The sequence below is a fragment of the Deinococcus aquaticus genome (genome assembly GCF_028622095.1).
GTDB lineage: Bacteria > Deinococcota > Deinococci > Deinococcales > Deinococcaceae > Deinococcus > Deinococcus aquaticus.
This window is the reverse complement of sequence record NZ_CP115165.1, coordinates 2,373,047-2,395,787: the sequence shown is the minus strand read 5'-3', so window position 1 is coordinate 2,395,787 and position 22,741 is coordinate 2,373,047. Positions and strand designations below refer to the sequence as shown.

Here is a 22,741-nt window from a genome sequence, read left to right as displayed (position 1 = left end):
GTGGGCGCCGTGAAGGGTGTATCCGGTCACCTGTCTGGATAGTTGACTTGTTTTGTACGCCATAAAGGTTTACCTTTTTTGTCAATGATTGCCTCCGCCCCCACCCGACAGCCCGCACGCACGGACCTCAGTGCGCTGAAATTCAATCAGCTGACCGTGGTCTTCGTGACGCTGCTGGCCGTGATCCTGACCCTTCCAGCCCTGACGCTGATCCTGGGCGCGGCCATGCTGCTGGGGGCCGTGCGCCCTGGGGTGTCCCCCATGCGCGCCGCGTACCGCCTGCTGGGCCGCAGTCTGGGCCTGAGCCCCGAGGTCGTGGACGAGGACCCCCGCGCGCATCACTTCGCGCAGGGCGTGGGCGGCACCTTCCTGCTGGCCTCCGCCGCGTTCACCCTGGCGGGCCTGCCGGTCGTGGGGGCGCTGCTGGGCGTGGTCGTGATCGCGCTGGCCGTCCTGAACCTGACCGAGAAGATCTGCGTGGGCTGCATCATGTACTTTCAGTACCGCCGCCTGCGCTACCAACTGCTGCGCCGCTAGGCACCGGACCACGGCGCGTCCAACCACCGAGCCACTGAGTCCCGCCCCTCCGAACACACCTCCCAGCCTGAGCTGCACGACCAAAAGGACACACCATGAGCGACATTGAAGCCCTGAAAAAAGAAGTGCCCCCGTTCCAGATCTTCGACCTGATCCCGCAGTACGCCGCGCAGGGCTTCATCGACCCCGAGCGCATCGACCTGCTGAAGTGGGCGGGCGTGTACCCGCAGCGCCCGCAGGAGGACGGCTTCCTGATGATGCGCGTGCGCGTGCCGGCCGCCGAATTTTCCAGCGCCACCATGCGCGAGGTCGCCAACATCGCCGAGGAGTACGGCCGGGGCTTCCTGGACGTGACGGACCGTCAGGCGTTCCAGTTTCACTGGCTGACCATCGACAAGATCCCGCAGATCTTCGACCGGCTCGCGCCGCTGGGCCTGCACCCCAAGGGGGCGTGCGGTGACACCGTGCGCGCCGTGATCGCCAGCCCCCTGGCCGGCCTGGACGCCCGCGAGATCATCGACGTGCGCCCCCTGGCCCACGCCATGGAAGGCACCCTGACCGGGAACCCCGACTTCCAGGACCTGCCGCGCAAGTTCAAGATGAGCATCACGGCGGTCCCCGAACTGGAAGGCATCCACATGATCAACGACATCGGCTTCCTGGCCCACCGGGTGAACGGCGAGGTCGGGTTCGACGTGTGGGTGGGCGGCGGTCTGGGTGCCGTGGCGCACCTCTCCAAGCGCCTGGGTGTGTTCATCCGCCCCGAGGAGGTCGTGGAGGTCGGGCAGGCCATCACCGCCGCGTACCGTGATCACGGGTACCGCCAGAACCGCAAGAAGAGCCGCCTGAAGTTCCTGATCAAGGACCTGGGCGTCGAGAAGTTCCGCGAGATCGTCGAGAACGACTACCTGGGCCGCAAGCTGACGGACGGCCCGGCCGCGCCAACCGCGCGGTTCGGCGGGAACGACGTGCTGGGCGTGAACCCGCAGGCGGACGGCCTGAACTACGTGGTCGTGGCGACCACCGTGGGCCGCATCAACCCCGAGAAGGCCCGCGCGCTGGCCGATCTGGCCGACCGTTACGGCAAGGGCGTGCTGCGCACCACCGCCTTCCAGAACATGGTCCTGCCGCACGTGGCGACCGCCGACCTGGACGCCGTGACGGCCGCGCTGAGCGAACTGGAACTGGCGCCGAAGACCACGCTGCGCGGCACGACCATCGCCTGCACCGGCAGTCAGTTCTGCCGCCTCGCGCTGACCGAGACGAAGACCCGCACCGCGAACCTGATCGACCACATCGAGGCGAAATTCAGCGGACTGGACGTGCCGTTCACCATCAACCTGACCGGGTGCAGCAACGCCTGCACGCGCTATCAGGTGGCGGACCTGGGCTTCATGGGTGCCAACAAGACCGACAAGGACGGCACCGTGCACGAGGTGTTCAACGTTCACCTGGCGGGCAGCATCGGGCAGGCGCACCGCACCGGCACCAAACTGAAGGGCGCGGTACCCGCCGAGAGCCTGAACGAGTACACGGACGCCGTGCTGTCGGAATTCCAGGCGAACAAGCAGCCGGGCGAGAGCTTCGTGGAGTACAGCGACCGCATCGGTCACGAGCACTTCGCGCCGGACGCCGTGCTGGGCGCGCTGCGCGGCGCGGTGACCGCGTGACGGCCGTCGCGCAGCCCCCGGTGGGTACGGGCCGCGTGGTGTGGCTGACCGGTCTGAGCGGCGCGGGCAAGAGCACCCTGGCCAGCGCCCTGTACGCCGAACTGCTGGCGCGCGGCGTGGCGACCGAACTGCTGGACGGTGACGCCGTACGCGAGAACCTGAGCAAGGGCCTGGGCTTCTCGAAGGCCGACCGGGACACGAACGTGCGCCGCATCGGGTTCGTGGCAGGGCTGCTGGCAAAGCACGGCGTGACGGTGCTGGTCAGCGCGATCAGCCCCTACGCCGACACGCGCCGCGAGGTGCTGGGCAGCTTCCCGGACGCACTGGAAGTGTTCGTGGACGCCCCGCTGGAAGTCGTGACGGAACGCGACGTGAAGGGCCTGTACCTGAAAGCCATTGCCGGGGAGATCCCGCACTTCACGGGCGTCAGCGACCCCTACGAGGCCCCCGAGAACCCGCACCTGCACCTGCGCACCGACCGCATCAGCGTGGACGAGGGCGTGCGGCAACTGCTGGAGGCGCTGAAGGTATGAGGCAGATTCCGTCTGTTGCGTTGACAACCCGGAACACCGCCGGGTTGCCAACTCCACGTCCGGACTCCGCCCGACTCCTGCTCGCATCCGCTCGGGTGGAACAGTTCTGGCGAACCATTCCACCGGAGTTTGTATGACCACCCTCTCGCCCCGGCCCGACTTCACGCCGGACAGCGATCCGCTGGACGTGATCCGCTGGGCGCTCGGCGCGCACGGGCGGGTGCTGATGCCCAGTGCGTTCAACCTGAACGGCGTGGTCCTGATCGATCTGGCCGCGAAAGCCGGGTACCGGGGCGAGGTGGTGTTCGTGGACACCGGTTATCACTTCCCCGAGACCCTGGCGACCCGTGACCGGCTGGCGGCGCGCTACCCGGAACTGACCTTCGTGACCCTGAACGACGGGGCCAGTCCCGAGGACGGGCAGACGGACCCGGCGCTGTATGCGGCCGATGCGGACGCCTGCTGCGCCGTGCGAAAGGTCGCGCCCCTTCAGTCGTACCTGCGCGCCCAGGCGCCGGACGCGCTGCTGAACGCCCGCAGCCGCGATCAGGCGACCACCCGCGCCGACATTCCCTTCGTGGAGCAGGGCGCGCGGGTGAAGGTGAACCCGCTGGCCCACTGGACCCGCGAGCGCCTGGAAGCGTACGCGCATGAGCACGACCTGCCGGTGAATCCGCTGTACTTCGACGGGTTCCTGAGTGTGGGCTGCTGGACCTGCACACGCGCCGTACGCCCTGGCGAGGACGCCCGCGCGGGACGCTGGGCCGGGAAGGGCAAGACCGAGTGCGGCCTGTGGGCCGGAGGGAACGCCCTGTGAACCGCCGCTGTTGACCTCACCGCATCCGGAACGCCGCCTGCCCTTTCGAGCGGCTTTTCCCGCCCGGAATAGTTGAGTAGTTTGATCCACCAATGCCCTCCGCCCCACTGTTCATTCACGAGGTTCCTCCCATGACCATCCTGCTGCCCGAATCCACCCTGCTGCCCACGCCCCTCGGCGGAACCCTCGTGAACCTCGTGCGCCGCCCCGGTCACGACTTCGACCCGGCCGAACTGGCTGGTCTGCCCCGCCTGAACATCAGTGACCGCAGCGCCGCCGACCTCGAAATGCTCGCCACCGGCGCGTACTCCCCGCTGACCGGCTTCGTGAACGAGGCCGACTACCTGTCGGTCATCGAGCGGTTGCGCCTCGCGGACGGCACCCCCTGGAGTATTCCCATCACGCTGCCGGTGGGGCGCGATCAGGCTGGGCTGCGCGGCCGCGTGGTCCTGAGCCACGGCGGGCAGGACATCGGCTGGATCGACGTGCAGGAAGCCTACGAGGCCCGCAAGAGCCTGGAAGCCCGCGAGATCTACCGCACCGAGGACTCCGCGCACCCCGGCGTGGCCGCCCTGCTGGCCCAGGGGGACGTGAACCTGGCCGGGCCGGTCGCGCTGTTCGAGATTCCGCGCGGCGCATTCCCCCGCCACCACCGCACGCCCGCCGAGGTGCGCGAGGTGATCGAGGCGCGCGGCTGGCGTTCCAGCGTGGCCTTCCAGACCCGCAACCCCATTCACCGCGCGCACGAGTACCTTCAGAAGGTGGCGCTGGAACTGGTGGACGGCCTGCTGCTGCACCCGCTGGTGGGGACCACCAAGGGCGACGACGTGCCCGCCGACACCCGCGTGAAGGCCTACGAGGTGCTGCTGGAGGGGTACTACCCGCAGGCCCGCACGCTGCTGAGCGTGTACCCGGCCGCCATGCGCTACGCCGGGCCGCGCGAGGCGATCCTGCACGCCCTATCGAGGCGTAACTACGGCGTGACGCACTTCATCGTGGGCCGCGACCACGCGGGCGTCGGCAATTACTACGGCACATACGACGCGCAGGAGATCTTCAGCGCGTACACCCCGGCAGAACTGGGCATTCAGATCCTGAAGTTCGAGCATACCTTCTACTGCAACTCCTGCGGTCAGCTGGTCAGCCCCCGCACCTGCCCGCACGACAGCAGCCACCACCTGGTGCTGAGCGGCACGAAGGTCCGCGAGAAACTCAGCGCCGGGGAGAACCTGCCGGCCGAGTTCACGCGGCCCGAGGTGGCCGAGGTGCTGCGCGCCGCATACGCGGGACGTAACTGAACGGCGCCCCCCGCTACTTCTGTTCACTGGCCCTGCCCCGGCAGGTCTGGATCAGGAAAACCTGAAGGTCCGGTGGGAGGCGTCACACGCACCGCCCCTCCCGGACCTTTGAAATGCATCATCCACCCACGGAGGGACGCATGACCCGAACGACCAAGCTGACCGTCTCCACCCTGCTCGGCCTGCTGATCAGCCTGCCGGCCTCCTCAGCCCAGACCGCCGCCCAGTCTGCCTCCACCGTGCGCCTCGGGTACTTCCCGAACCTGACGCACGCGCCCGCCCTGGTGGGCCTGGAACGCGGCACCTTCCAGAAGGCGCTGGGTAAGGTGAAACTGGACGCCCGGCAGTTCGTGTCCGGCACCACCCTGACCGAGGCCTTCGCCGCCGGGCAGATCGACATCGCGTACGTGGGGCCGGGCCCGGCCATCAACGCCGCCGGGCGCGGCATGCCCGTGCAGTTCCTCGCGGGGGCCAGCGAGGCCGGCGCGGTCCTGGTGGCCCGCAAGGACAGCGGAATCAAGTCGTACAGGGATCTGGGCGGCAAGAGCGTCGCCGTGCCCAGCCTGGGTAACACGCAGGACATCAGCCTGCGGCACATCCTCAACGAGAACGACCTGAAATCCAGAACGGACGGCGGCACCGTGACCATCACGCCCATTGCCCCCGCCGACGTGCTGGCCGCCTTCGCTGCCAGGCGCGTGGACGCCACGCTGGTTCCCGAACCGTGGGGCGCGGCCCTTGAGGCGCAGGGCCACAAGGTGATCGGCACCGAGAAGACCGTATGGCGCGACGGGAAGTACCCCACCACTGTTCTGATCGTGAACACCAAGTTCGCCCAGGCGAACCCGGCCCTGGTGACGGCGTTCCTGAAAGCCCACGCGGACACCGTGGCGTTCATCAACCGCTCCCCGGCAGCGGCGCAGACGGCCGTGAACGCCCAGCTGCTGAAACTGACGGGCGAGAAACTCGACCCGCGCGTGTTGCAGCGCGCCTTCGCCCGCACGCGCTTCACGACGGCGCTGGACCCGGCCGCACTCAGGGAGTACGCCGCGCTGAACGTGGAGGCCGGGTACGCCCGCAGCGCCCCGGACCTCACGCCCTTCCTGCGCAAGTAATTCCCGCGCGCCTCACCCGCCGATCTTTTCAGGAGTTTCATGACCACTGCCAACCGTTCGACCGATCTTTCCCCTACCAGTGGGCAACCGTCCCGCTGGCGGGTGCTGTCCTGGCAGGTGGCGGGCCTGCTGATCATCCTGGGCCTCTGGTGGCTTGTCACCGACGTGCTGAAAGTGTACCCGCCGTACGTGTTCCCCGGCCCGAAGGCCGTGTGGACGGAAGTCAGTTACGGCCTGTGGGGCACCGGCCCGCAGGACGGCAAACTGCTGGGCGCCATCGGCGGCAGCCTGCGCCGCGTGCTGACCGGGTACCTGCTGGCCGTGCTGCTGGGCGGCGTGGTGGGCCTGCTGATGGGCGCCTGGCTGCCGCTGCGGGCCACGCTGGGCGCCTACCTGACCGGCATTCAGAGCGTGCCGAGCATTGCGTTCGTGCCGTTCGCGATTCTGTTCTTCGGCCTGAACGAGCAGGCCGTGCTGTTCGTGGTGATACTGGAAGGGTTCATCCCGGTGGCGCTGGCCGTGTCGGGCGCGCTGCTGAACGTACCCCCGGCGCTGCGCGTGGCGGGCCGTACGCTGGGCGCGCGCGGGCTGGGCCTGACCCTGCGGGTGCTGCTGCCTGCCAGCGTGCCGAACGTCCTGACCGGCCTGCGGACCGCGTGGAGTTTCGCGTGGCGCGCCCTGGTCGGCGGTGAACTGCTGATCGCGGGCGTCAAGAGCCTTGGCGAGCAGCTGGAGATCGGGCGGAACACCGCGAACGTGGCGCTGGTCCTGGCGACCATCATCATCATCGGCGTGATCGGCGGGCTGTTCGACACGCTGCTGCGCGCCGCCGAGGCCCGCGTGCGCCGCACCTACGGGCTGGAGGTGCAGTCGTGACCGCTCCGCGCATCACGTCCCTGAACGCCGAGTCGCCGGCGGTCAGTCCGGCCCGGCAGTCCGGCGCGCCGCTCTCGCTGGACGGCGTCACGTACCGCTACCAGAGCCGCGCGGCGAGCGGCGCGGGCGTCGGTCCCCTGACCCTGAACGTGCCCGCCGGGGAGTTCCTGTGCGTCGTGGGACCGTCCGGCAGCGGCAAGAGCACCCTGCTGAGCCTGCTGGCCGGCTTCCTGCGGCCCCAGGCGGGGCAGATCACGCTGGGCGGCGAGGTCGTCCGGGGCCCGCACCCGCGCCTGACGCTGGTACAGCAGGAAGCGGCGCTGTTCCCGTGGCTGACCGTCGCCGGGAACGTGGGCTTCGGCCTGCGCGGCCTGAACCGCGCGGAGCGGAAGGCACGCGTGACCGACACGCTGCGGCAGGTGGGTCTTGCCGGGTTCGAGACGCGCCGCCCGCACGAACTGAGCGGCGGGCAGCGGCAGCGCGTCGCCCTGGCCCGCGCGCTGGCCATCCAGCCGGGCCTGCTGCTGCTCGACGAACCGTTCAGCGCCCTGGACCACGCCACCCGCACCGCCCTGGCGGACGAACTGCTGGCCCTGTGGTGGCAGCACAAGGTGACGGTTGTGTTCGTCACGCACCAGCTGGAAGAAGCCCTGCACCTGGGTCAGCGGGTCGTGGCGCTGCGCGGCGGTCAGGTGGCCCTGGACGCCCCCGCCAAGAGTGTCAGCCTGGACGATCTGCGCCGCACCCTGGAAGAAGACGGGTAGTAAAGAGGAGCGAGTGGGGAGTGGGAGCCAGCTGACCGGCGGTTCCCACTCCCCACTTCCCACTGCCGTCTTCAGTGGGCGGCGACCACTTCCTTGCCGCGCTGTTCGGTGGCGAGTCTGTCCCAGTTGATGCGGCGGCGTCTCCATTCGAAGATCAGGACTTTCACGGTTTCCTCGGCGCTGCGGGCCAGGAACACGCCCCACACGCCCAGCGGGGAGTACAGGCCCAGGCCGATGGCGAGCGGCAGGCCGACGATGAACGCGCCGACGACGTCGCCGATGATGACGCCCTTGCCGTCGGCGGCGCCGGGCAGGACGCCGCCGCCGATGATCATGTTGCGGACCTTGACGACCTGCGTGACGGCGCTGATCAGGATGCCGATCAGGGCGATGTGGTGCACGTCCGCGCCGACTTTCGGGAACAGGCCGGGCACGAGGAAGGCGCTGGCGGCGAACAGGAAGCCGAAGCCGATGCCAGTGACGATGCCGGCGCGGCCGATGCGGGAAAGCCAGAGTTGCGCGGCGGCGGCGTCGCCCGCGCCCAGGGAGCGGCCGATGAAGACGGTGGCGGCGCTCATCAGGCCGAAGGAGCCGACGATGAAGATGCCTTCGAGCGTGCCGACGATCTGACTGGCGGCGAGGGCAGCGGTGCCGACGCGGGCGAACACGGCGGCGTACATGAAGCCGCCCAGACTCCAGGCGAACTCGGTAAATGCGATGGGGGCGCTGATGGTCAGCAGGGGCGCGGCGATGGACCGCCACGCGGGGCGGGGGGGCAGGGTGAGCGCGGCGAGGTGCCGGGGGCCGTAGATCTGGTAGGCCAGCAGCGCGACTTTCAGGGTGTTGGCGATCACCAGCGCCCAGGCGGCGCCGACCACCCCGAGCTGCGGGAGGGGGCCGACGCCGAACACCAGCCCGTATGCGACGAGGCTCTCGACGATCACGGTGATGACGGTGGCGACCAGGGGGGTGCGGGCGTGCCCGAGGGAGCGCAGCGCGCCGCTGAGGATCCAGGCGAGGCTGCCGGGGATCAGGGCGAGCATGCTGACCTGCATGTAGGGGGTGGCGGTGCGGGTGACGGCTTCCTCGCCGCCGGCCAGGGCGAGGAGGGTGCCGGCGCCCAGGACGACCGGGACGGTCAGGAGGGCGGCGGCAAGCACGCTGGTGGCGACGCTGACGGTCAGGGTCTGGTTGACGCCGGTCTGGTCGCTGGCCCCGGCGCGGCGGGCGATGAGGATGCTGGTGCCGCTGCCGAGCGCGCCGAGGGTGACGAAGAACAGGAAGCCGAGGCTGCCGCTGAGGCCCACGGCGGCGACGGCGACCGCGCCGAGCGTGCCGACGATGATCTGGTTGATGAAGGTCAGGACGAGCTGGATGACCATTTCAAGGCTGACGGGCACGGCGATGGCGGCAATTTCGCGGCCCGGACTCTTGATCGATTCAGTTGCGGGGCTGGGAGCGGGCACAGACGACATGGTGTCCACGGTACACCGGCGGCCCCGGTGTGGGATCAGCCGTTGTGCGGATGCGCGGGCCTGCGGGTCGTCTGCGCCGGACACCAAGCCGGACACCGCACCGGGCATTGCGCAGAACAACCCACCACTATCTTATCAATTGATATCTATTTAACCTTTTTCCTTGACATTCATCAGGCGGACCCGCAGAATACGGCACGAGAGGCAGCCCCCATGACCCAGGACCCCACCGCGACCGCCGAACACCCCGCCCCCCTGATCCCCGCGCGCTCCTGGGCGATCATCGACTCCACCCTGCGGGAGGGCGAACAGTTCGCACGCGGGAACTTCAAAACCGACGACAAGATCGAAATCGCCCGCGCGCTCGACGCCTTCGGCGCGGAATTCATCGAGGTCACCACGCCCATGGTCAGCGCCCAGACGCACGCCGACATCCGCCGCCTGACCAGCCTGGGCCTGAACGCCAAGTTCCTCACGCACGTCCGCTGCCACATGGACGACGTGCAGCGCGCCGTGGACACCGGCGTGGACGGCCTGGACCTGCTGTTCGGCACCAGTTCCTTCCTGCGCGAATTCAGCCACGGCAAGAACATCGGGCAGATCATCGAGGCCGCGCAGGAGGTCATCAGCTGGATCAAGACCAACCACCCGGACCTCCAGATCCGCTTCAGCGCCGAGGACACCTTCCGCAGCGAGGAAGCCGACCTGATGGCCGTGTACAAGGCCGTCTCCGACCTGGGCGTGCACCGCGTCGGACTGGCCGACACGGTCGGCGTCGCCACGCCCCGGCAGGTGTACACGCTGGTCCGTGAAGTCCGCAAGGTCATCCACGCCGAGTGCGGCATCGAATTCCACGGGCACAACGACACGGGCTGCGCCGTATCCAACGCCTACGAAGCCGTCGAGGCCGGAGCCACGCACATCGACACCACCATCCTCGGCATCGGCGAACGCAACGGCATCACGCCGCTGGGCGGGTTCCTGGCCCGGATGTTCACCTTCGACCCGCAGGGCCTGATCGACAAGTACAACCTCGACATGCTCCCGGAACTCGACCGCATGATCGCCCGCATGGTCGACCTCCCGATCCCCTGGAACAACTACCTGACCGGCGAGTTCGCGTACAACCACAAGGCCGGCATGCACCTGAAAGCCATCTACCTGAACCCCGGCGCGTACGAGGCCATCCCGCCCGGCGTGTTCGGCGTGGGCCGCCGCATCCAGGCGGCCAGTAAGGTCACGGGCAAGCACGCCATCGCCTACAAGGCCCGCGAGATGGGCCTGCACTACGGCGAGGACGCCCTGCGGCGCGTCACCGACCACATCAAGGCGCTGGCCGAGCACAACGAACTGGACGACGAACACCTCGAAACCCTGCTGCGCGAGTGGGTCAGCGCGTAAGGCAAGGTGTCGAGACGGCCCGGCTGGTGGCGCACGGTCAGTGGGCCAGAATGACGGCATGAACGCCAAACCCGCTCCCGTCACCGACTCTGAGACCGCGCCCGTTCCGGACCTGCGCCGGGTGTTCGCCGCGCCGGACGGCAGCGGTGGAAAACAGGTGGCCGTTTTTCTGGAGGGGGGCGACGCTCAGGCGCGGGCGGCGGCCTCGGGTGCGCCTCTGAGCGTGTTCGTGCAGGCCGCCGACCCGACGGGTCTGAGGCTGTGTGTGTTCACGCCGACCCGCGAGAAGGGCAGCAGTGACAGCGCCGCCATCGCCGCGCTGAGCGCCGTGCAGGGCAGCGCAGGCCTGCTGGACGTGTTGGAGGTCACGCAGGGCGACCCGGAGGCAGGCGGCGAGGTGCAGATGGCGCAGTTGTGCGGCGGCGAGTGGCTGCTGCGTCAGGGCGTGGTGACGGTGCAGGCGGTCACGGCGGACCTGTCGGTGCTGGAGTTGTCGGTGCTGGGCCTGTCGGGATCGGGCCTCTCCCCTGCCTGGGTGGCCGGGACGGGCCGCCCGAATCTGGTGGCGGAGGTCGCGGACCTGGGCGCACTGGACGCCTTCGTGCCGGACGACGCGGCCGTGAGCGGCGTGAACCGCGCGACCGGCACGACCGGTCTGATCCTGTTCTGCATGGGCGGCCCGGCCCGCGCGGACGTGAGTTTCCGGGCGTTCGGACCTCTGAAGGGCTTCACCGAGGACGCCGCGAGCAGCAATATGCTGGCCTGCCTGACCGGCGTGCTGGGCCACCTGGGTCGCCTGCCGGCAGACAGTACCCTGATCCGCGCGGCGCAGCGCCGGCCCGGTCAGCCTGCCCGCCTGAGCGCCCAGTACGCCCCGGCCGACGGCGGCACCGAGGTCTGGGTGGGGGGCCGGGTCACGCCGGTCTGACCGGGCGGTGCTGGCTCACGGAAGGGGAGCCGCCCGCCCCGTACACTGTCTTCATGGAGCTTTTACTGGACCTTCACCCCGACGCCTACCCGCTGCAAGGCTTTCGCCGCAAGCAGTTGCTGGAGTGGGTGTTCGAGCAGGGCGTGGGCACCTTCGACGCCATGACCAACCTGCCCGCCCAGGCCCGCGCGGAACTGGAGGCCTCGTACCAGCTGAACCCGTTCAAGCTGATCGAGACGGTCCGCAGCGCCGACGGCAGCGTGAAGTACCTGTTCACGCTGATGGACGGCCGGCAGATGGAAGCGGTGTACATGCCGTACCTGGACCGCAAGACCATCTGCGTGTCCACCATGGTCGGCTGCCCCGCCAAGTGCGCGTTCTGCGCGACGGGCGCGATGGGTTTCGGCCGGAACCTGACGCCCGGCGAGATCGTGGGGCAGGTGCTGGCCGTGGCGGGCGGTGAGGGCTTCGCGCCGCGCGAGATCCGCAACCTGGTGTTCATGGGCATGGGCGAGGCCATGCTGAACTATGACCACACCATGCTGGCCGCGCGCATCCTGCTGCACCCGGACGCGCTGGACATGAGCAAGCGCCGCGTTACCCTCTCTACAGTGGGCATTGCCAAGGGCATTCAGAGGCTGGCGGCCGAGGACGACCTGGGCATCAAACTGGCGATCAGTCTGCACGCCCCGGACGAGGAGACGCGCCGCCGCATCATCCCGACCGGCGCGGTGAACTCCATCGAGGAGATCATGGCCGCTGCCCGCGAGTACCAGTCGGTCACGGGCCGCCGAATCACCATGGAGTACACGATGCTGAAGGGAATCAACGATCACCTGTGGCAGGCCGAACTGCTGGCCGACCTGCTGCGAGGCATGGTCAGTCACGTGAACCTGATTCCCATGAACCCCTGGCCCGGCTCGGACTTCGAGAGCACCACCGAGGAGCAGCTTCAGGCCTTCTACGACACCCTGGAAGCGCGCGGCGTGGACGTCAGCGTGCGCCGCTCGCGTGGGCGGGACGCCGGGGCCGCCTGCGGGCAACTGGCCCTGAAACGCCCGTACGCCGTCAGCGGTGAGCAGGGAGCCGGTCAGGCTGCGCCCGCCTGAAATGGGCGGGCGCGCCGCCCGGACGGACGCGCGGCGCGCACATGAGTAAGGGTTCCGATAGAGGTTAATGCTACGCTACTCGCGTTTCCGAACATCAGGAGGCCATCAAGGTGACTCAATACACACGTTCCGTTCTGCTGGGCCTGACGCTGGCCCTTGCCAGCCAGAGCGCCGCTCAGACCATGATCGAGACGGTCGGCGCGGCCGGGATTCAGAACACCCTGCAATCTGCCGGTACGCCCACCCTTCCGAAAGTGAACCTTCCCGCCACGCCCGGCGCACCCGCCGACCCGGCCACGCCGGCCAGCAGCGCGGGCACCAGCGTACCCGCCGTGACAGTCACGCCCCTGACCCCCGAACAGCAGGCCCAGCTGGAAGCCGCGCAGGCCGCGTTCCAGGCCCGGAACTACCCGCAGGCCCGCGCGGCCTTCGAGTCGCTGATCACGCAGAACTACACCAACCCCGCTCCGCACTTCGGGCTGGGGCTGGTGCTGTTCGCTCAGAACGACGACAAGGGCGCCACCTTCGAATTCACCCAGTTCGCGGCGCTGGCCCCCACCCGCTTCGAGGGGCCGTACAACCTGGGCGTGATCGCCACCCGCGCCGGCAACCACGAGCAGGCCCTCACGCTGTACGGGCAGGCCGCCGGCCTGATGAAGGATCAGGCCAGTCCCGCCGCGCAGCAGCAGGTTCTCGAGGCGCTGGCCACCGAGCAGACCCGCAAGGCTGATTTCGCGGCCCTGAGCGGTACGCTGGCCACCATCAGCGCGCTGGACCCGCAGAACCTGGACGTGCAGTACCGCCTCGCGCAGGCCCGGACCCTCAGCGGTCAGGGGGCTGCCGCGCTGCCCGGCGTGTACGCGCTGCTGGCGCAAGCCCCCGCCCGCCTGGACGCCGCGCTGCTGCTGGCGGACATCTACGTGGCGCAGGGCCTGCCGGAACGCGCCACGCGGGAACTGGACGCCGCCGTGCCCCGCGCCGCCAACGGCAGCGACCGCGCCACGCTGCTGCTGCGCAAGGCCGACATCCTGGCCCTGACCGACACGCGCGCCGCCGTGTTCGCCGCGCAGGACGCCACCCGCGAGGACGGCCGCAACGCCGCCGCGTTCGCCCGCGTGGGCGAACTGCGCGCCCTGCGCAGCGACCGGCCCGGCGCGCTGAGCTTCTACCAGAATGCCGTGAAACTCGCGCCTGACAACGCCGCCTACCGCGCCGCGCTGGCCGGCGTGCGCCTGACCCTCAACCAGAACGCCGAGGCCGCCCGCGACGCCGCACTGGCCCTCACGCTGCGCCCGGACGAGGCCACCCTGGCCCGCGCGCTGTTCGTGCAGGGCGTCGCCGCGTACCGCCAGGGGCAGTACCCGCAGGCCATCAAGGCCCTGACGTCCAGCCAGACGCGCGCGCCCAGCGCCGACACCACCCTGTGGCTGGGCCTGAGCGCCTACGCGCAGAAGGACTACCCGGCCGCCGCGACCGCCCTGAGCGAAAGCGTGAAACTGAACCCCACGCCCACCGCCCGCCTGAATCTCGCCAGCGCCCTGCTCGCCAGCGCCCGCTACGCGGAAGCGGAAGCGGTCCTGCGCGGACTCGTCAGTGACGATCCCAAAAACGCCGAGGCGTGGTTCCAGCTGGGCCTGTCCCAGCGCGCCCAGACCCGCGAAACCGACGCCCGCGCGTCCCTGAAGACGGCCGCCGCGCTGGGCAGCACCCGCGCCGCCGGAGCCCTGAAATGACCCGGCCCGCCTCCGGACCCCGCCGCTGGCCCGACCTGCTGATCGGCCTGCTGGTCCTGCTGCTGCTGGGCGGCTTCGGCACGCTGCTGCTGCGCGGCACGCCCCAGCCTGCGGCCACCAGCGCCGCCGGGACCGACGCCAGCATTCCCGCTGCGCCCGGCACCGACCCTGCGGCCGTTCAGGCAGCGCCCACCGGCACCCTCGAATCCGCCCCGGCTGAGACGGCCCCGGCCGGCACCACCGACAGTGGAGCCACCGCGCCCAGCGACATCGCCGCACAGGACACCGCCCCGGTGATCGAAGCGGCCCCCATCGGCGCTCCCCTGGTCGCCGATCCCGCCAGCACTGAGCCGGCCAGCCCCAATCCCGCTGACGCCACGGGCAGCACGGAGACCAGCACCGACACCGCGACCACCCCAGAGGACCAGACAGCGACCGACCCGGCCACCACGGGCGGACCCACCCCCCGCCCGGAAGGAGCCGTGCGCACCAGCGAGAGCCGCGTGCCGCTGCGCAGCGACTACCGCATCACGCTCGGCACCTTCAGCAGCGAAACGGCCGCGCAGAACGCCGCCGCGCCCGTCCAGGGCATCGGGTACACCGTCTACCCCATCGACCTGGGCGCGCAGGTCGTCGCGCAGATCGGCCCCTTCGCCGACGAGCAGAGCGCCCGGCAGGCCCTCGCGGACGTGCAACGCGCCTACCCCGGCGCGGTCCTGTACCCACCCCGCAACCAGCCCGCCACCGACAGCACCACCCCGGCCACTCCGGCCCCCACGACCGACACCCCCGCCGCGACGGCCCCCACCACCAACGCGCCAGGCACCACCCCCGCCCCCAGCGGCCCCACCTACCTGCAAGTCGGCGCGTTCGACCGCGTGGAAAGCGCCCAGAACCTCGTCCAGCAACTCCGGGACCTCGGGTACGCCCCCACCGTCAACGCCCCCGAAGGCAAGAAAGTCACGGTCCTCGTCGGCCCCTACGCCAACCCCGACGCCCTGACCCGCACCGAAGCCCGCCTCGCCACCAACGGCCTCGACAGCTTCCGGGTTCGCTAACGTGGCCGAAATCCCCACCGCCGCCATCAGCCGCCTCGTCACCTACCTGCGCATCCTCGAACAACTCGAAACGCAGGACATCAGCCGCACCAGCAGCAGCGACCTCGCCGAACGCGCCGGCGTCAGCGCCTTCCAGGTCCGCAAGGACCTCGCGTACTTCGGCCGCTTCGGCACGCGCGGCATGGGCTACACCGTCCCCATCCTCAAACGCGAACTCGTCCGGGTCCTCGGCCTCAACCAGACCTGGAACGTCGTCATCGTCGGGGTCGGCCGCCTCGGACAGGCCATCGCCAACTACCCCGGCGCCAGCGACTACCAGTTCCAGTACGTCGGCCTGTTCGACGTCAACCCCGCCCTCGTCGGCCAGCAGGTGCGCGGCCTCACCGTCCGCCACACCGACGAACTGCGCGACTTCACCCGCCACAACACCGTCGACATGGGCTTCCTCGCCGTCCCCCCCGAACACGCCCAGGACGCCGCGCAGGCCCTCGCCGACGCCGGTATCAAAGGCATCCTCAACTTCGCCCCAGTCGTCATCCAACCCCGTACCCTCGAACGCAGCGGCCATCCGCAAGAAATCAGTGACGAATGGCGTGGTCTCATCGTCGAAAACATCGACTTCCTCGCCGGCATGAAACGCCTCGCCTTCTACATCCTCAACCCGCACCTCAAAGACGCCCCCACCCCGGAGGACCCCGCATGAAGAAACTCTCCCTACTCGCCCTCCCCCTCATTCTTGCAGCGTGCGGTGAAACCGGCGTGAACGTCGGACAGGGAGTCAGCATGACGGCCGCCCTGAGCGGCACCGAGGTCGCCGCCGACGTGGTCAACGTCTACGCCAAGAACGCAGACGGCAGCCGCGGCGCTTACCTGGGCAGCGAGGTCAAGGTGTACCGGCCCACCCAGGGTGCCCTGAACTTCCAGGTGCAGGCCGGCAGTCTGGGCCTGACCGTCACCTCTGCAAAAGTCGTGTACACGGACGCTTCCGGTACGCCCTTCGCGGCGCCCTCGAACACCTTTAATTCCACCCTGAACATCAAGGTTCCGGAAGGCTACGTCTGCCCGGGCGGCGCCGCCACCTGCACCTTCACGGAAAAGGCAGCCACGGCCGTTGCCTTCACGGCTCCCACCACCGGACTGTACCTGCTGAGCGAACAGGCGGCCATCGCCGCAGCCGACAGTTGCGTGGACGGCTCGGCAGTCCTCGCGTCGGGCCAGGGTGCCTGCGCCGAAGTGCGCATGAACATCACCCTCACCGGCCAGGACACCCTGGGAGCCACGCGCACCATCAACATCCCCCAAGCACAGGTTCGCGTCTACATCGCCACCGTCACCGAAGAGGTCCGCTGAATGAAAACTGTCCCCCGTAACCCTCTCCTTCTTCTTCTCACCGGTACCCTCGTCGCCTGCGGTGGCGGCAGCACGCCCAGCACGCCCGGCAACACCGCGCCCGCCGTGAGCATCAAGGCCGGCGGCCGCGCCATTGCACCCGACACGTACCTGCCAAGCCGTGGCCGCCTGGACGTCAGCGTCTCCGACCCGGATATCGGCGGCAGCATCACGAAAGTCGTCTACTCCATTGACAACGGCGCCAAAACCGAACTGACGCCCGCAGCTTCCATCGCGCTGGCCCTCCCGGCCCTGAGCGGCGGGCAGCACGAGGTGTCCGTCGAAGCCACCGACAACGCCGGCGCCGTAACCGCCATCAAGGCTCCGTTCCTGATCGACGCGGCCGCGCCCACCCTGACCACCGTGAACCTGAACGGCCAGGCGGCCACGGACACCGCCACCCTGATCGTCGGGGACGCCGCACTGCTCAGCGTGACGGCGCAGGACACCCGCGGTGACGCCCAGAAGACCCCAGCGCCCGTGACCATCCGCGTGCTGGAAAGCGGCACGCTGGTCAAATCCGTCAGCGGCAACACTCTGACGGTCGACCTGACCAAGGCTCCCGGCAATACGGCCCGCACGGCCGGAACCGTGATCCTCACCGTCGAAGCGGAAGACAGCGTGGGCTTCGTGACCAGCCGCAACATCGCCGTGACATTCAACGCCGCCAGCACCGGCGATAACGGCGGCGTGACGGCCCCCACCTTCACGTGGCTGAGTCCTGCCAGCGACTTCGTGAAGGGCGGCGGCACCGTCACCCTGCGCGCCACCGCCACCCGCAACGGCCAGGACCTGAGCAGCCAGATCGCCTACACGGCCACCTGCGGCACCATCAGCGGCAACATCTGGACCCTGGGAACCGACTGCGCCGACGGCAGCAAGCAGAGCGTCACCGCCACCGTCACCGACGGCGGCCGCAGCTTCAGCAGCCCCGCCAAGGTCATCACGGTCGATGCCAGCGATCCCACCGTGCAGATCACCAGCCCCCAGCAGGGCCAGAGTTTCACGCAGAACCCCATCAAGATCAGCGTCACCGGCACGGACGCCGTCAGTGGCCTGGACCGCATCCTCGTGGAAGCCAAAAAGGACGGGGACACCAATTACACGCAGGTGGGCGTCGTCACGGCCGCCAGTGGTGACGTCACCTGGGCCCCCATGAACGGCACCTACACCCTGCGCGCCACCACCACCGACAAGACAGGCCGCACCAACACCACCACCCTCGGCGGCATCAAGGTCAACCTGACCAGCAGCGACGCCACTCCCCCCACCGTCGCCCTCTCCCCCATCCCCGCCACTGCGCAGCGGGCAACGGTCACGGTCACCGCTACCGCCGCTGACACTGACAGCGGCGTGGCCAAGGTCGACCTGTACGACGGCGGCACCCTGATCGAATCCAAAGCGGCGGGCGTGGGCGGCAAGTACACCTTCAGTCTCGACACCACCAAACTCAGCGACGGCACCCACAACCTGCGGGCCATCGCATTCGACAACGCCGGCCTGAGCGCCGAAACCAGCGCCAGCCTGACCGTCGACAACACGGCTCCGGTGGTCAACTGGATCAGCCCCGCCGACGGAGCCGTCACGCGCGGTGAAGTCACCCTGAACGCCACCACCAACGAAGGGACCGTCACGTACACCGTCGACGGCGCAGCCCTGACCGGCAACAAGGCCACCTTCAGTAGCGACGGCACGCATACCATCACGGCCACCGCGCAGGACGCCGCCGGAAACCGCACCAGCAGCACCATCAAGGTCACCAGCGACGCCACCGCGCCCACCGCGCAGATCACCAGCCCCACCGCTGGCAGCACCCTGACCAGCAACCCCGTCACAGTCAACGTGACCGGCAACGACACCGGCAGCGGCGTGAGCAGCCTGGAAGTCTTCGCGAACGGCACCAGCATCGGCACCGTCAGCGGCGCCAGCGGCACCGTCACCTGGACGCCCACCAGCGGCACCTACGACCTGACCGTCATTGCCACCGACAGGGCCGGCAACAGGAGCCCCGCCAGCGCCCCCGTGAACGTCGCGGTCAAACTCGCCACGGCCGACACCACCGCCCCCACCTTCGTGGGCACCGCCACCGTGCAGCCCGCCCCCACCGCATCCATCTCGCGCGGCGTGATCACCCTCGACGGCTTCGTGAAAGACCCGGAAAGCGGCGTCAGTCAGGTCGCCCTGTTCAACGGCGGCGTACGCCTGAACGCCACGCCCAGCCTGAGCGCCCAGCCAGACGGCAGCACCCGCTACGCCCTGACCCTGGACAGCAAGACCCTCCCCGACGGCACCTACACCCTGACCGTGCAGGCCACCAACGGCGTCGGTCTTGTCAGCAACCAGGACATCAAGGTCCAGATCGACAACACCGCCCCGGTCCTCAACTGGAACGCACCCGCCACCGTCGGCAGCGCTGGGACCATCACCCTGAACGCCACCACGGAAACAGGCGCGGCCGTCACCTACGCAGCCAGCTGCGGCACCATCACAGGCAGCACGTGGGCGTACGGTGACTGCCAGGACGGCACCGCCGCCACCCTGACTGCCACCGCCACCGACGCTGCCGGCAACACCACCACCCTGACCCGCACGATCACCGTCGACCGGACCGCCCCGACCGTGCAGATCACCAGCCCCACCCAGGGCCAGAAGTTCACGCAGAACCCCATCACGATCAGCGTGAGTGGCACCGACAACGTCGCCGTCGACCACATCGACGTCCTGAGCGGCACCACCAAGATCGGCACCGTCACCGGCACGCAGGGCACCGTCACCTGGGCCGCCCCCAACGGCAGCCAGACCCTCACCGCCCGCGCGTACGACCGCGCCGGAAACAGCACCGACACCACCGTCACCTTCACCGTCGCCCTCACCACCAGCGACACGACACCCCCCGCCGGCACCGTCACGGCTCCGTCCGGTGATCTGCGCGGGCAGGCTACCCTCAGCGTCACCGCCAGCGACACGAACGGCAGTGGCGTCGCCACGGTCAGCCTGTACATCGACGGCCTGCTGAGCGGCACCCAGACCAGCGGCATCGCCGGAACGTACACCTTCCCGGTCGACACCACCAAACTCAGCGACGGTGACCATGCCATCACGGCCGTCATCACCGACAACGCCGGAAACACCTTCCCCACCCCCAACGTGACTGCCCGCGTGAACAACGCTGCACCCACCGTCACCATCAGCAATCCCGCCAATGGCGCGCTGCTGGGCAGCACTAGCGACGCCTCCGTGAAAGCAGTACCGAACGACACCACTCCCGGTGACACCGTTGCCCTGGAATACAGTGTGGACGGCAGCGCGTTCAACGCCACTGCTCCCACCCTGCCCAAGACGGACGGCAACCACACCGTCACGGTGCGCGCCACCGACAAGGCCGGCAACACCGGCACCGCCACCTCCACCTACACGTACGACGGCACCGCCCCGACCGTGCAGATCACCAGCCTCACCCAGGGCCAGATGTTCACCAGCACCCCCGTGACCATCAGCCTGATCGGTCAGGACAGCGGCACCGGCGTCGCCAGCATCAAGGTGTACGCAAACGACGGCAGCACCGACGAACTCATCGGCACGCTCGGCGGGAACGGCAGCGTCACCTGGTACCCCCGCAAGACGGACGGCACCCCCTACACCATCAGGGCCGCCGCAACCGACCGGGCCGGTAACGCCAGCGCCGACGCAACCGTAACCGGCGTGAAGGTGAAAACCGCCAGCACCGTCCAAGTTACGGCTGGGCCTGCGATCACACCGCCCAACGCCGATCCCAAGGGCAGCACCTACACCAGCAATGGCCGCACTTACGTCCGCGGTCCCCTGGTGATCAGCGCCGCCGCCACCACCGACGCCCCCAGCATGACGCAGGCGGAACTTCAGGCGGATGGTCAGACCCTGCTCACGACCACCACGGCCACTGGCAACCCTACCTTCACCTTCGATTTCGACAACCTGAACGAGGGTCTGCGTGACATCGGCGTTCGTTTCACCGACTCGCTGGGCACCGTGGGCGTCACGAAAACCACCGTGTACGTGGACAAGACTGCCCCCATCATCAACTGGAATGCACCGCTGAACGGTAGTCTGTCCAGCACGCCCGTCACCCTGAATGCCACCGCGACCGACAGCGCCTCCGGCGTGAACGGCAACGTCACCTACACTGAAAACGGTCAGCCAGTCACCATGAGCGACGGTCAGCACACCGTGACCGCCACCGCGACCGATAACGTCGGCAACGTGGCCGCACGCAACGTCACGTTTACGATCGACTCCACGGCACCAGACGTCATACCTGCCCTCCCCGCCAACCCACAGGAGTTCACGACTGCGCCCATCACGCTGACCGCCACGGCCACTGACGCGACCAGCAGTGTCGCAAACATCGAAGTGCTCGTGGGGTTACAGGGCCAGTCCCTCACGACCCTTGGCCGCCAGAGTGGAGCCTCCTACAGCGCCGTGTTTACACCCACCCAGGCTGGCACGTACGCAGTCCAATACAAGGCAAGTGACGCGGCAGGCAACACCCGCACCGTCGACCGTACCTTCACGTACGTCGTCACTACTGCACCGACTGAGAAGGCGCCAGCACCCGTTCTGGAAGTTGTGGGCAGTGCGCCTTACTCCGGCAACATGAGCGTCAATGTATCCGGCAACTTCGACGCTGCCAGTCAGGTAGACCGCATGATTCTTCAGGTGACAGACTCCAAGGGTGTTGTAGACAATAGTACCTATGTCACCACGCAGGCCCGCGCTACCTTCAGCGTCGACACCACGCGCTTCGCCAACGGTCCTCTGAAACTCCAGGTTATCGCCTATACCAAGACCGGTCTGCGTGGGATCAGCGCGGAAGCCAGTGTCCAGGTGCAGAATCTGACCAGCCCGGATTTCAAGATCGCTTCCCCCAGCGATGGAGTTACTGTCACGACGCCCAGCGTACCTGTCCAGATCACCTTGACCAAGCGCAGTGCGGACTACACCATCACGCAGCCCATTCAGGTGGACCTACTGGATTACCGTGGTGTCACGGTAGCCTCCAGAACTCTCGATAGCAGTGATCGCAACGTTTGCAGTGGCAGTACGGAATCATTGACTTGCAACACCACGTTCGACGTGGCCGCTCTGCCAGCAGACATTTACACTGTGCGTGCCCGCACGACAGTACTGGTCGACCCGACGGGTGCAAACATCTCACGCCCCCTGGAAACCAGCAGTCAATTCAGGCACAACACCACCAGCGTACTGCCCCCTGCCTCTACCATTCGCTTCCCTGCTATCACAGATCTCCAGAAACCCAGTCAAATCGACAGCAGTTCAGGTGTCCTAATCTCCGTCAGTGACAACACTGGGGTGAATGTCGTGGAGGCACGCATCGTGGGTCCGTTCGACGGCACACAACCGCTGACGCTGAACGGAACGACCCAGTGTGACGCCAGCAAACCAGTCAACGGACGTACGCCAGTTGACGTCCTGATGTTGAACTACGGGTACAATCCTTCGATTGCCATCGGTGACGTCGTACTCAACAACCTTGACATTGACGGGTCAGCATACGTACCTGACAACAACCCTAACGAACGTTATGACCTGCGTGTGACGGTTCAGGATACGGAAGGCAACCGTAACATTCAGTGCATCCCGGTCACCATCAATCGCGCTGCAATTCGTGCCGCTCGCTCTTCCTATACCACTAACACCGTCACCAGTCCTACTCCCCCTAACAGCGGCACCGGGGAACTGAATTACACAACGGGTACGTGGTCCCTGGGTGGTATGAGCAACCGTAGTCGTGTGGCTGCTGTGCTTTACCAGAACAGTGCTCAGAAGAATATTACATTCAGCAATGATGTGACGGGCAACACAAGCGTGACCGTCGCGTTTGGCGAGGTCGGAACCTATCAAATCGTCTGGCTGATCGAAGACATGACGACAGGTATTGTCACATCTGTGGGCGGCGGCACGGTATCTGTGGTCAGGAACCCTTAATGCGCGCCTGATTATTCTAGCCATCCCAAGCGATTCATAGAAGAAAGCCCCCC

17 protein-coding genes are annotated in these 22,741 nt (G+C 68.1%); 16 read left to right on the top strand and 1 reads right to left on the bottom strand.

Annotated elements, in window-relative coordinates; genetic code table 11:
- Positions 1-84: 84 nt before the first annotated feature.
- From M8445_RS11645 to M8445_RS11610, 8 genes are all read left to right on the top strand, one after another.
- Positions 85-537, top strand: a complete 453-nt coding sequence (locus tag M8445_RS11645) for a DUF4395 domain-containing protein (RefSeq protein ID WP_273987921.1) — start codon at positions 85-87, stop codon at positions 535-537.
- Between the two features lie 95 nt (positions 538-632).
- Entirely contained in the window at positions 633-2,207 is a 1,575-nt protein-coding gene (locus M8445_RS11640; RefSeq protein ID WP_273987920.1) for a nitrite/sulfite reductase, read from the top strand.
- Positions 2,204-2,740, top strand: coding sequence for an adenylyl-sulfate kinase (gene cysC / locus M8445_RS11635; protein WP_273987919.1), 537 nt, complete (start codon positions 2,204-2,206; stop codon positions 2,738-2,740). The genes M8445_RS11640 and cysC overlap by 4 nt, the downstream gene beginning before the upstream one ends.
- A 133-nt stretch (positions 2,741-2,873) precedes the next feature.
- On the top strand, positions 2,874-3,557 hold the full coding sequence (locus tag M8445_RS11630) for a phosphoadenylyl-sulfate reductase (RefSeq protein ID WP_273987918.1): 684 nt from the start codon (positions 2,874-2,876) through the stop codon (positions 3,555-3,557).
- Positions 3,558-3,688: 131 nt separating this feature from the next.
- Positions 3,689-4,855 carry a sulfate adenylyltransferase gene (sat, locus tag M8445_RS11625; RefSeq protein ID WP_273990898.1) on the top strand — a complete coding sequence of 389 codons (1,167 nt, stop codon included), beginning with the start codon at positions 3,689-3,691 and terminating at the stop codon, positions 4,853-4,855.
- A 140-nt stretch (positions 4,856-4,995) separates the two neighbouring features.
- On the top strand, positions 4,996-5,970 hold the full coding sequence (locus tag M8445_RS11620; RefSeq protein WP_273987917.1) for an ABC transporter substrate-binding protein: 975 nt from the start codon (positions 4,996-4,998) through the stop codon (positions 5,968-5,970).
- A gap of 39 nt (positions 5,971-6,009) precedes the next feature.
- Positions 6,010-6,846 carry an ABC transporter permease gene (locus M8445_RS11615; protein WP_273987916.1) on the top strand — a complete coding sequence of 279 codons (837 nt, stop codon included), beginning with the start codon at positions 6,010-6,012 and terminating at the stop codon, positions 6,844-6,846.
- An 11-nt stretch (positions 6,847-6,857) separates the two neighbouring features.
- On the top strand, positions 6,858-7,610 hold the full coding sequence (locus M8445_RS11610; protein WP_273990897.1) for an ABC transporter ATP-binding protein: 753 nt from the start codon (positions 6,858-6,860) through the stop codon (positions 7,608-7,610).
- Between the two features lie 71 nt (positions 7,611-7,681).
- Here the strand turns inward: M8445_RS11610 and M8445_RS11605 are convergent, their stop codons facing one another.
- Positions 7,682-9,085, bottom strand: a complete 1,404-nt coding sequence (locus M8445_RS11605; RefSeq protein ID WP_273987915.1) for an MATE family efflux transporter — start codon at positions 9,083-9,085, stop codon at positions 7,682-7,684.
- A 213-nt stretch (positions 9,086-9,298) separates the two neighbouring features.
- On the opposite strand from M8445_RS11605, the gene lysS reads away from it, so the two are divergent.
- From lysS to M8445_RS11565, 8 genes are all read left to right on the top strand, one after another.
- Positions 9,299-10,486, top strand: a complete 1,188-nt coding sequence (gene lysS / locus M8445_RS11600) for a homocitrate synthase (protein ID WP_273987914.1) — start codon at positions 9,299-9,301, stop codon at positions 10,484-10,486.
- A 58-nt stretch (positions 10,487-10,544) separates the two neighbouring features.
- On the top strand, positions 10,545-11,414 hold the full coding sequence (locus tag M8445_RS11595; RefSeq protein ID WP_273987913.1) for a PhzF family phenazine biosynthesis protein: 870 nt from the start codon (positions 10,545-10,547) through the stop codon (positions 11,412-11,414).
- A 53-nt stretch (positions 11,415-11,467) separates the two neighbouring features.
- A complete protein-coding gene (gene rlmN / locus M8445_RS11590; protein WP_273987912.1) occupies positions 11,468-12,523 on the top strand; it encodes a dual-specificity RNA methyltransferase RlmN in 1,056 nt (351 codons plus the stop codon).
- 110 nt (positions 12,524-12,633) lie between these two features.
- Positions 12,634-14,256 (top strand): tetratricopeptide repeat protein, encoded by a 1,623-nt coding sequence (locus tag M8445_RS11585; protein ID WP_337961593.1) that lies wholly within the window; start codon positions 12,634-12,636, stop codon positions 14,254-14,256.
- Entirely contained in the window at positions 14,253-15,314 is a 1,062-nt protein-coding gene (locus M8445_RS11580) for an SPOR domain-containing protein (RefSeq protein WP_273987911.1), read from the top strand. Before M8445_RS11585 ends, M8445_RS11580 begins: the two co-directional genes overlap by 4 nt.
- A 1-nt stretch (position 15,315) precedes the next feature.
- Positions 15,316-16,017, top strand: coding sequence for a redox-sensing transcriptional repressor Rex (locus M8445_RS11575; RefSeq protein ID WP_273987910.1), 702 nt, complete (start codon positions 15,316-15,318; stop codon positions 16,015-16,017).
- Positions 16,014-16,664 (top strand): hypothetical protein, encoded by a 651-nt coding sequence (locus tag M8445_RS11570; RefSeq protein WP_273987909.1) that lies wholly within the window; start codon positions 16,014-16,016, stop codon positions 16,662-16,664. Before M8445_RS11575 ends, M8445_RS11570 begins: the two co-directional genes overlap by 4 nt.
- Positions 16,665-22,688, top strand: a complete 6,024-nt coding sequence (locus M8445_RS11565; protein WP_273987908.1) for a beta strand repeat-containing protein — start codon at positions 16,665-16,667, stop codon at positions 22,686-22,688.
- Positions 22,689-22,741: the final 53 nt, after the last annotated feature.

Bases quoted from the DNA above. Each gene is read 5' to 3' on its own strand.
- M8445_RS11615 (WP_273987916.1), top strand. From the start codon at position 6,010: ATGACCACTGCCAACCGTTCGACCGATCTTTCCCCTACCAGTGGGCAA.
- rlmN (WP_273987912.1), top strand. From the start codon at position 11,468: ATGGAGCTTTTACTGGACCTTCACCCCGACGCCTACCCGCTGCAAGGC.
- M8445_RS11605 (WP_273987915.1), bottom strand. From the start codon at position 9,085: ATGTCGTCTGTGCCCGCTCCCAGCCCCGCAACTGAATCGATCAAGAGT.
- M8445_RS11565 (WP_273987908.1), top strand. From the start codon at position 16,665: ATGAAAACTGTCCCCCGTAACCCTCTCCTTCTTCTTCTCACCGGTACC.
- M8445_RS11645 (WP_273987921.1), top strand. From the start codon at position 85: ATGATTGCCTCCGCCCCCACCCGACAGCCCGCACGCACGGACCTCAGT.
- M8445_RS11580 (WP_273987911.1), top strand. From the start codon at position 14,253: ATGACCCGGCCCGCCTCCGGACCCCGCCGCTGGCCCGACCTGCTGATC.
- M8445_RS11570 (WP_273987909.1), top strand. From the start codon at position 16,014: ATGAAGAAACTCTCCCTACTCGCCCTCCCCCTCATTCTTGCAGCGTGC.
- lysS (WP_273987914.1), top strand. From the start codon at position 9,299: ATGACCCAGGACCCCACCGCGACCGCCGAACACCCCGCCCCCCTGATC.
- M8445_RS11630 (WP_273987918.1), top strand. From the start codon at position 2,874: ATGACCACCCTCTCGCCCCGGCCCGACTTCACGCCGGACAGCGATCCG.
- M8445_RS11620 (WP_273987917.1), top strand. From the start codon at position 4,996: ATGACCCGAACGACCAAGCTGACCGTCTCCACCCTGCTCGGCCTGCTG.
- sat (WP_273990898.1), top strand. From the start codon at position 3,689: ATGACCATCCTGCTGCCCGAATCCACCCTGCTGCCCACGCCCCTCGGC.
- M8445_RS11640 (WP_273987920.1), top strand. From the start codon at position 633: ATGAGCGACATTGAAGCCCTGAAAAAAGAAGTGCCCCCGTTCCAGATC.
- M8445_RS11595 (WP_273987913.1), top strand. From the start codon at position 10,545: ATGAACGCCAAACCCGCTCCCGTCACCGACTCTGAGACCGCGCCCGTT.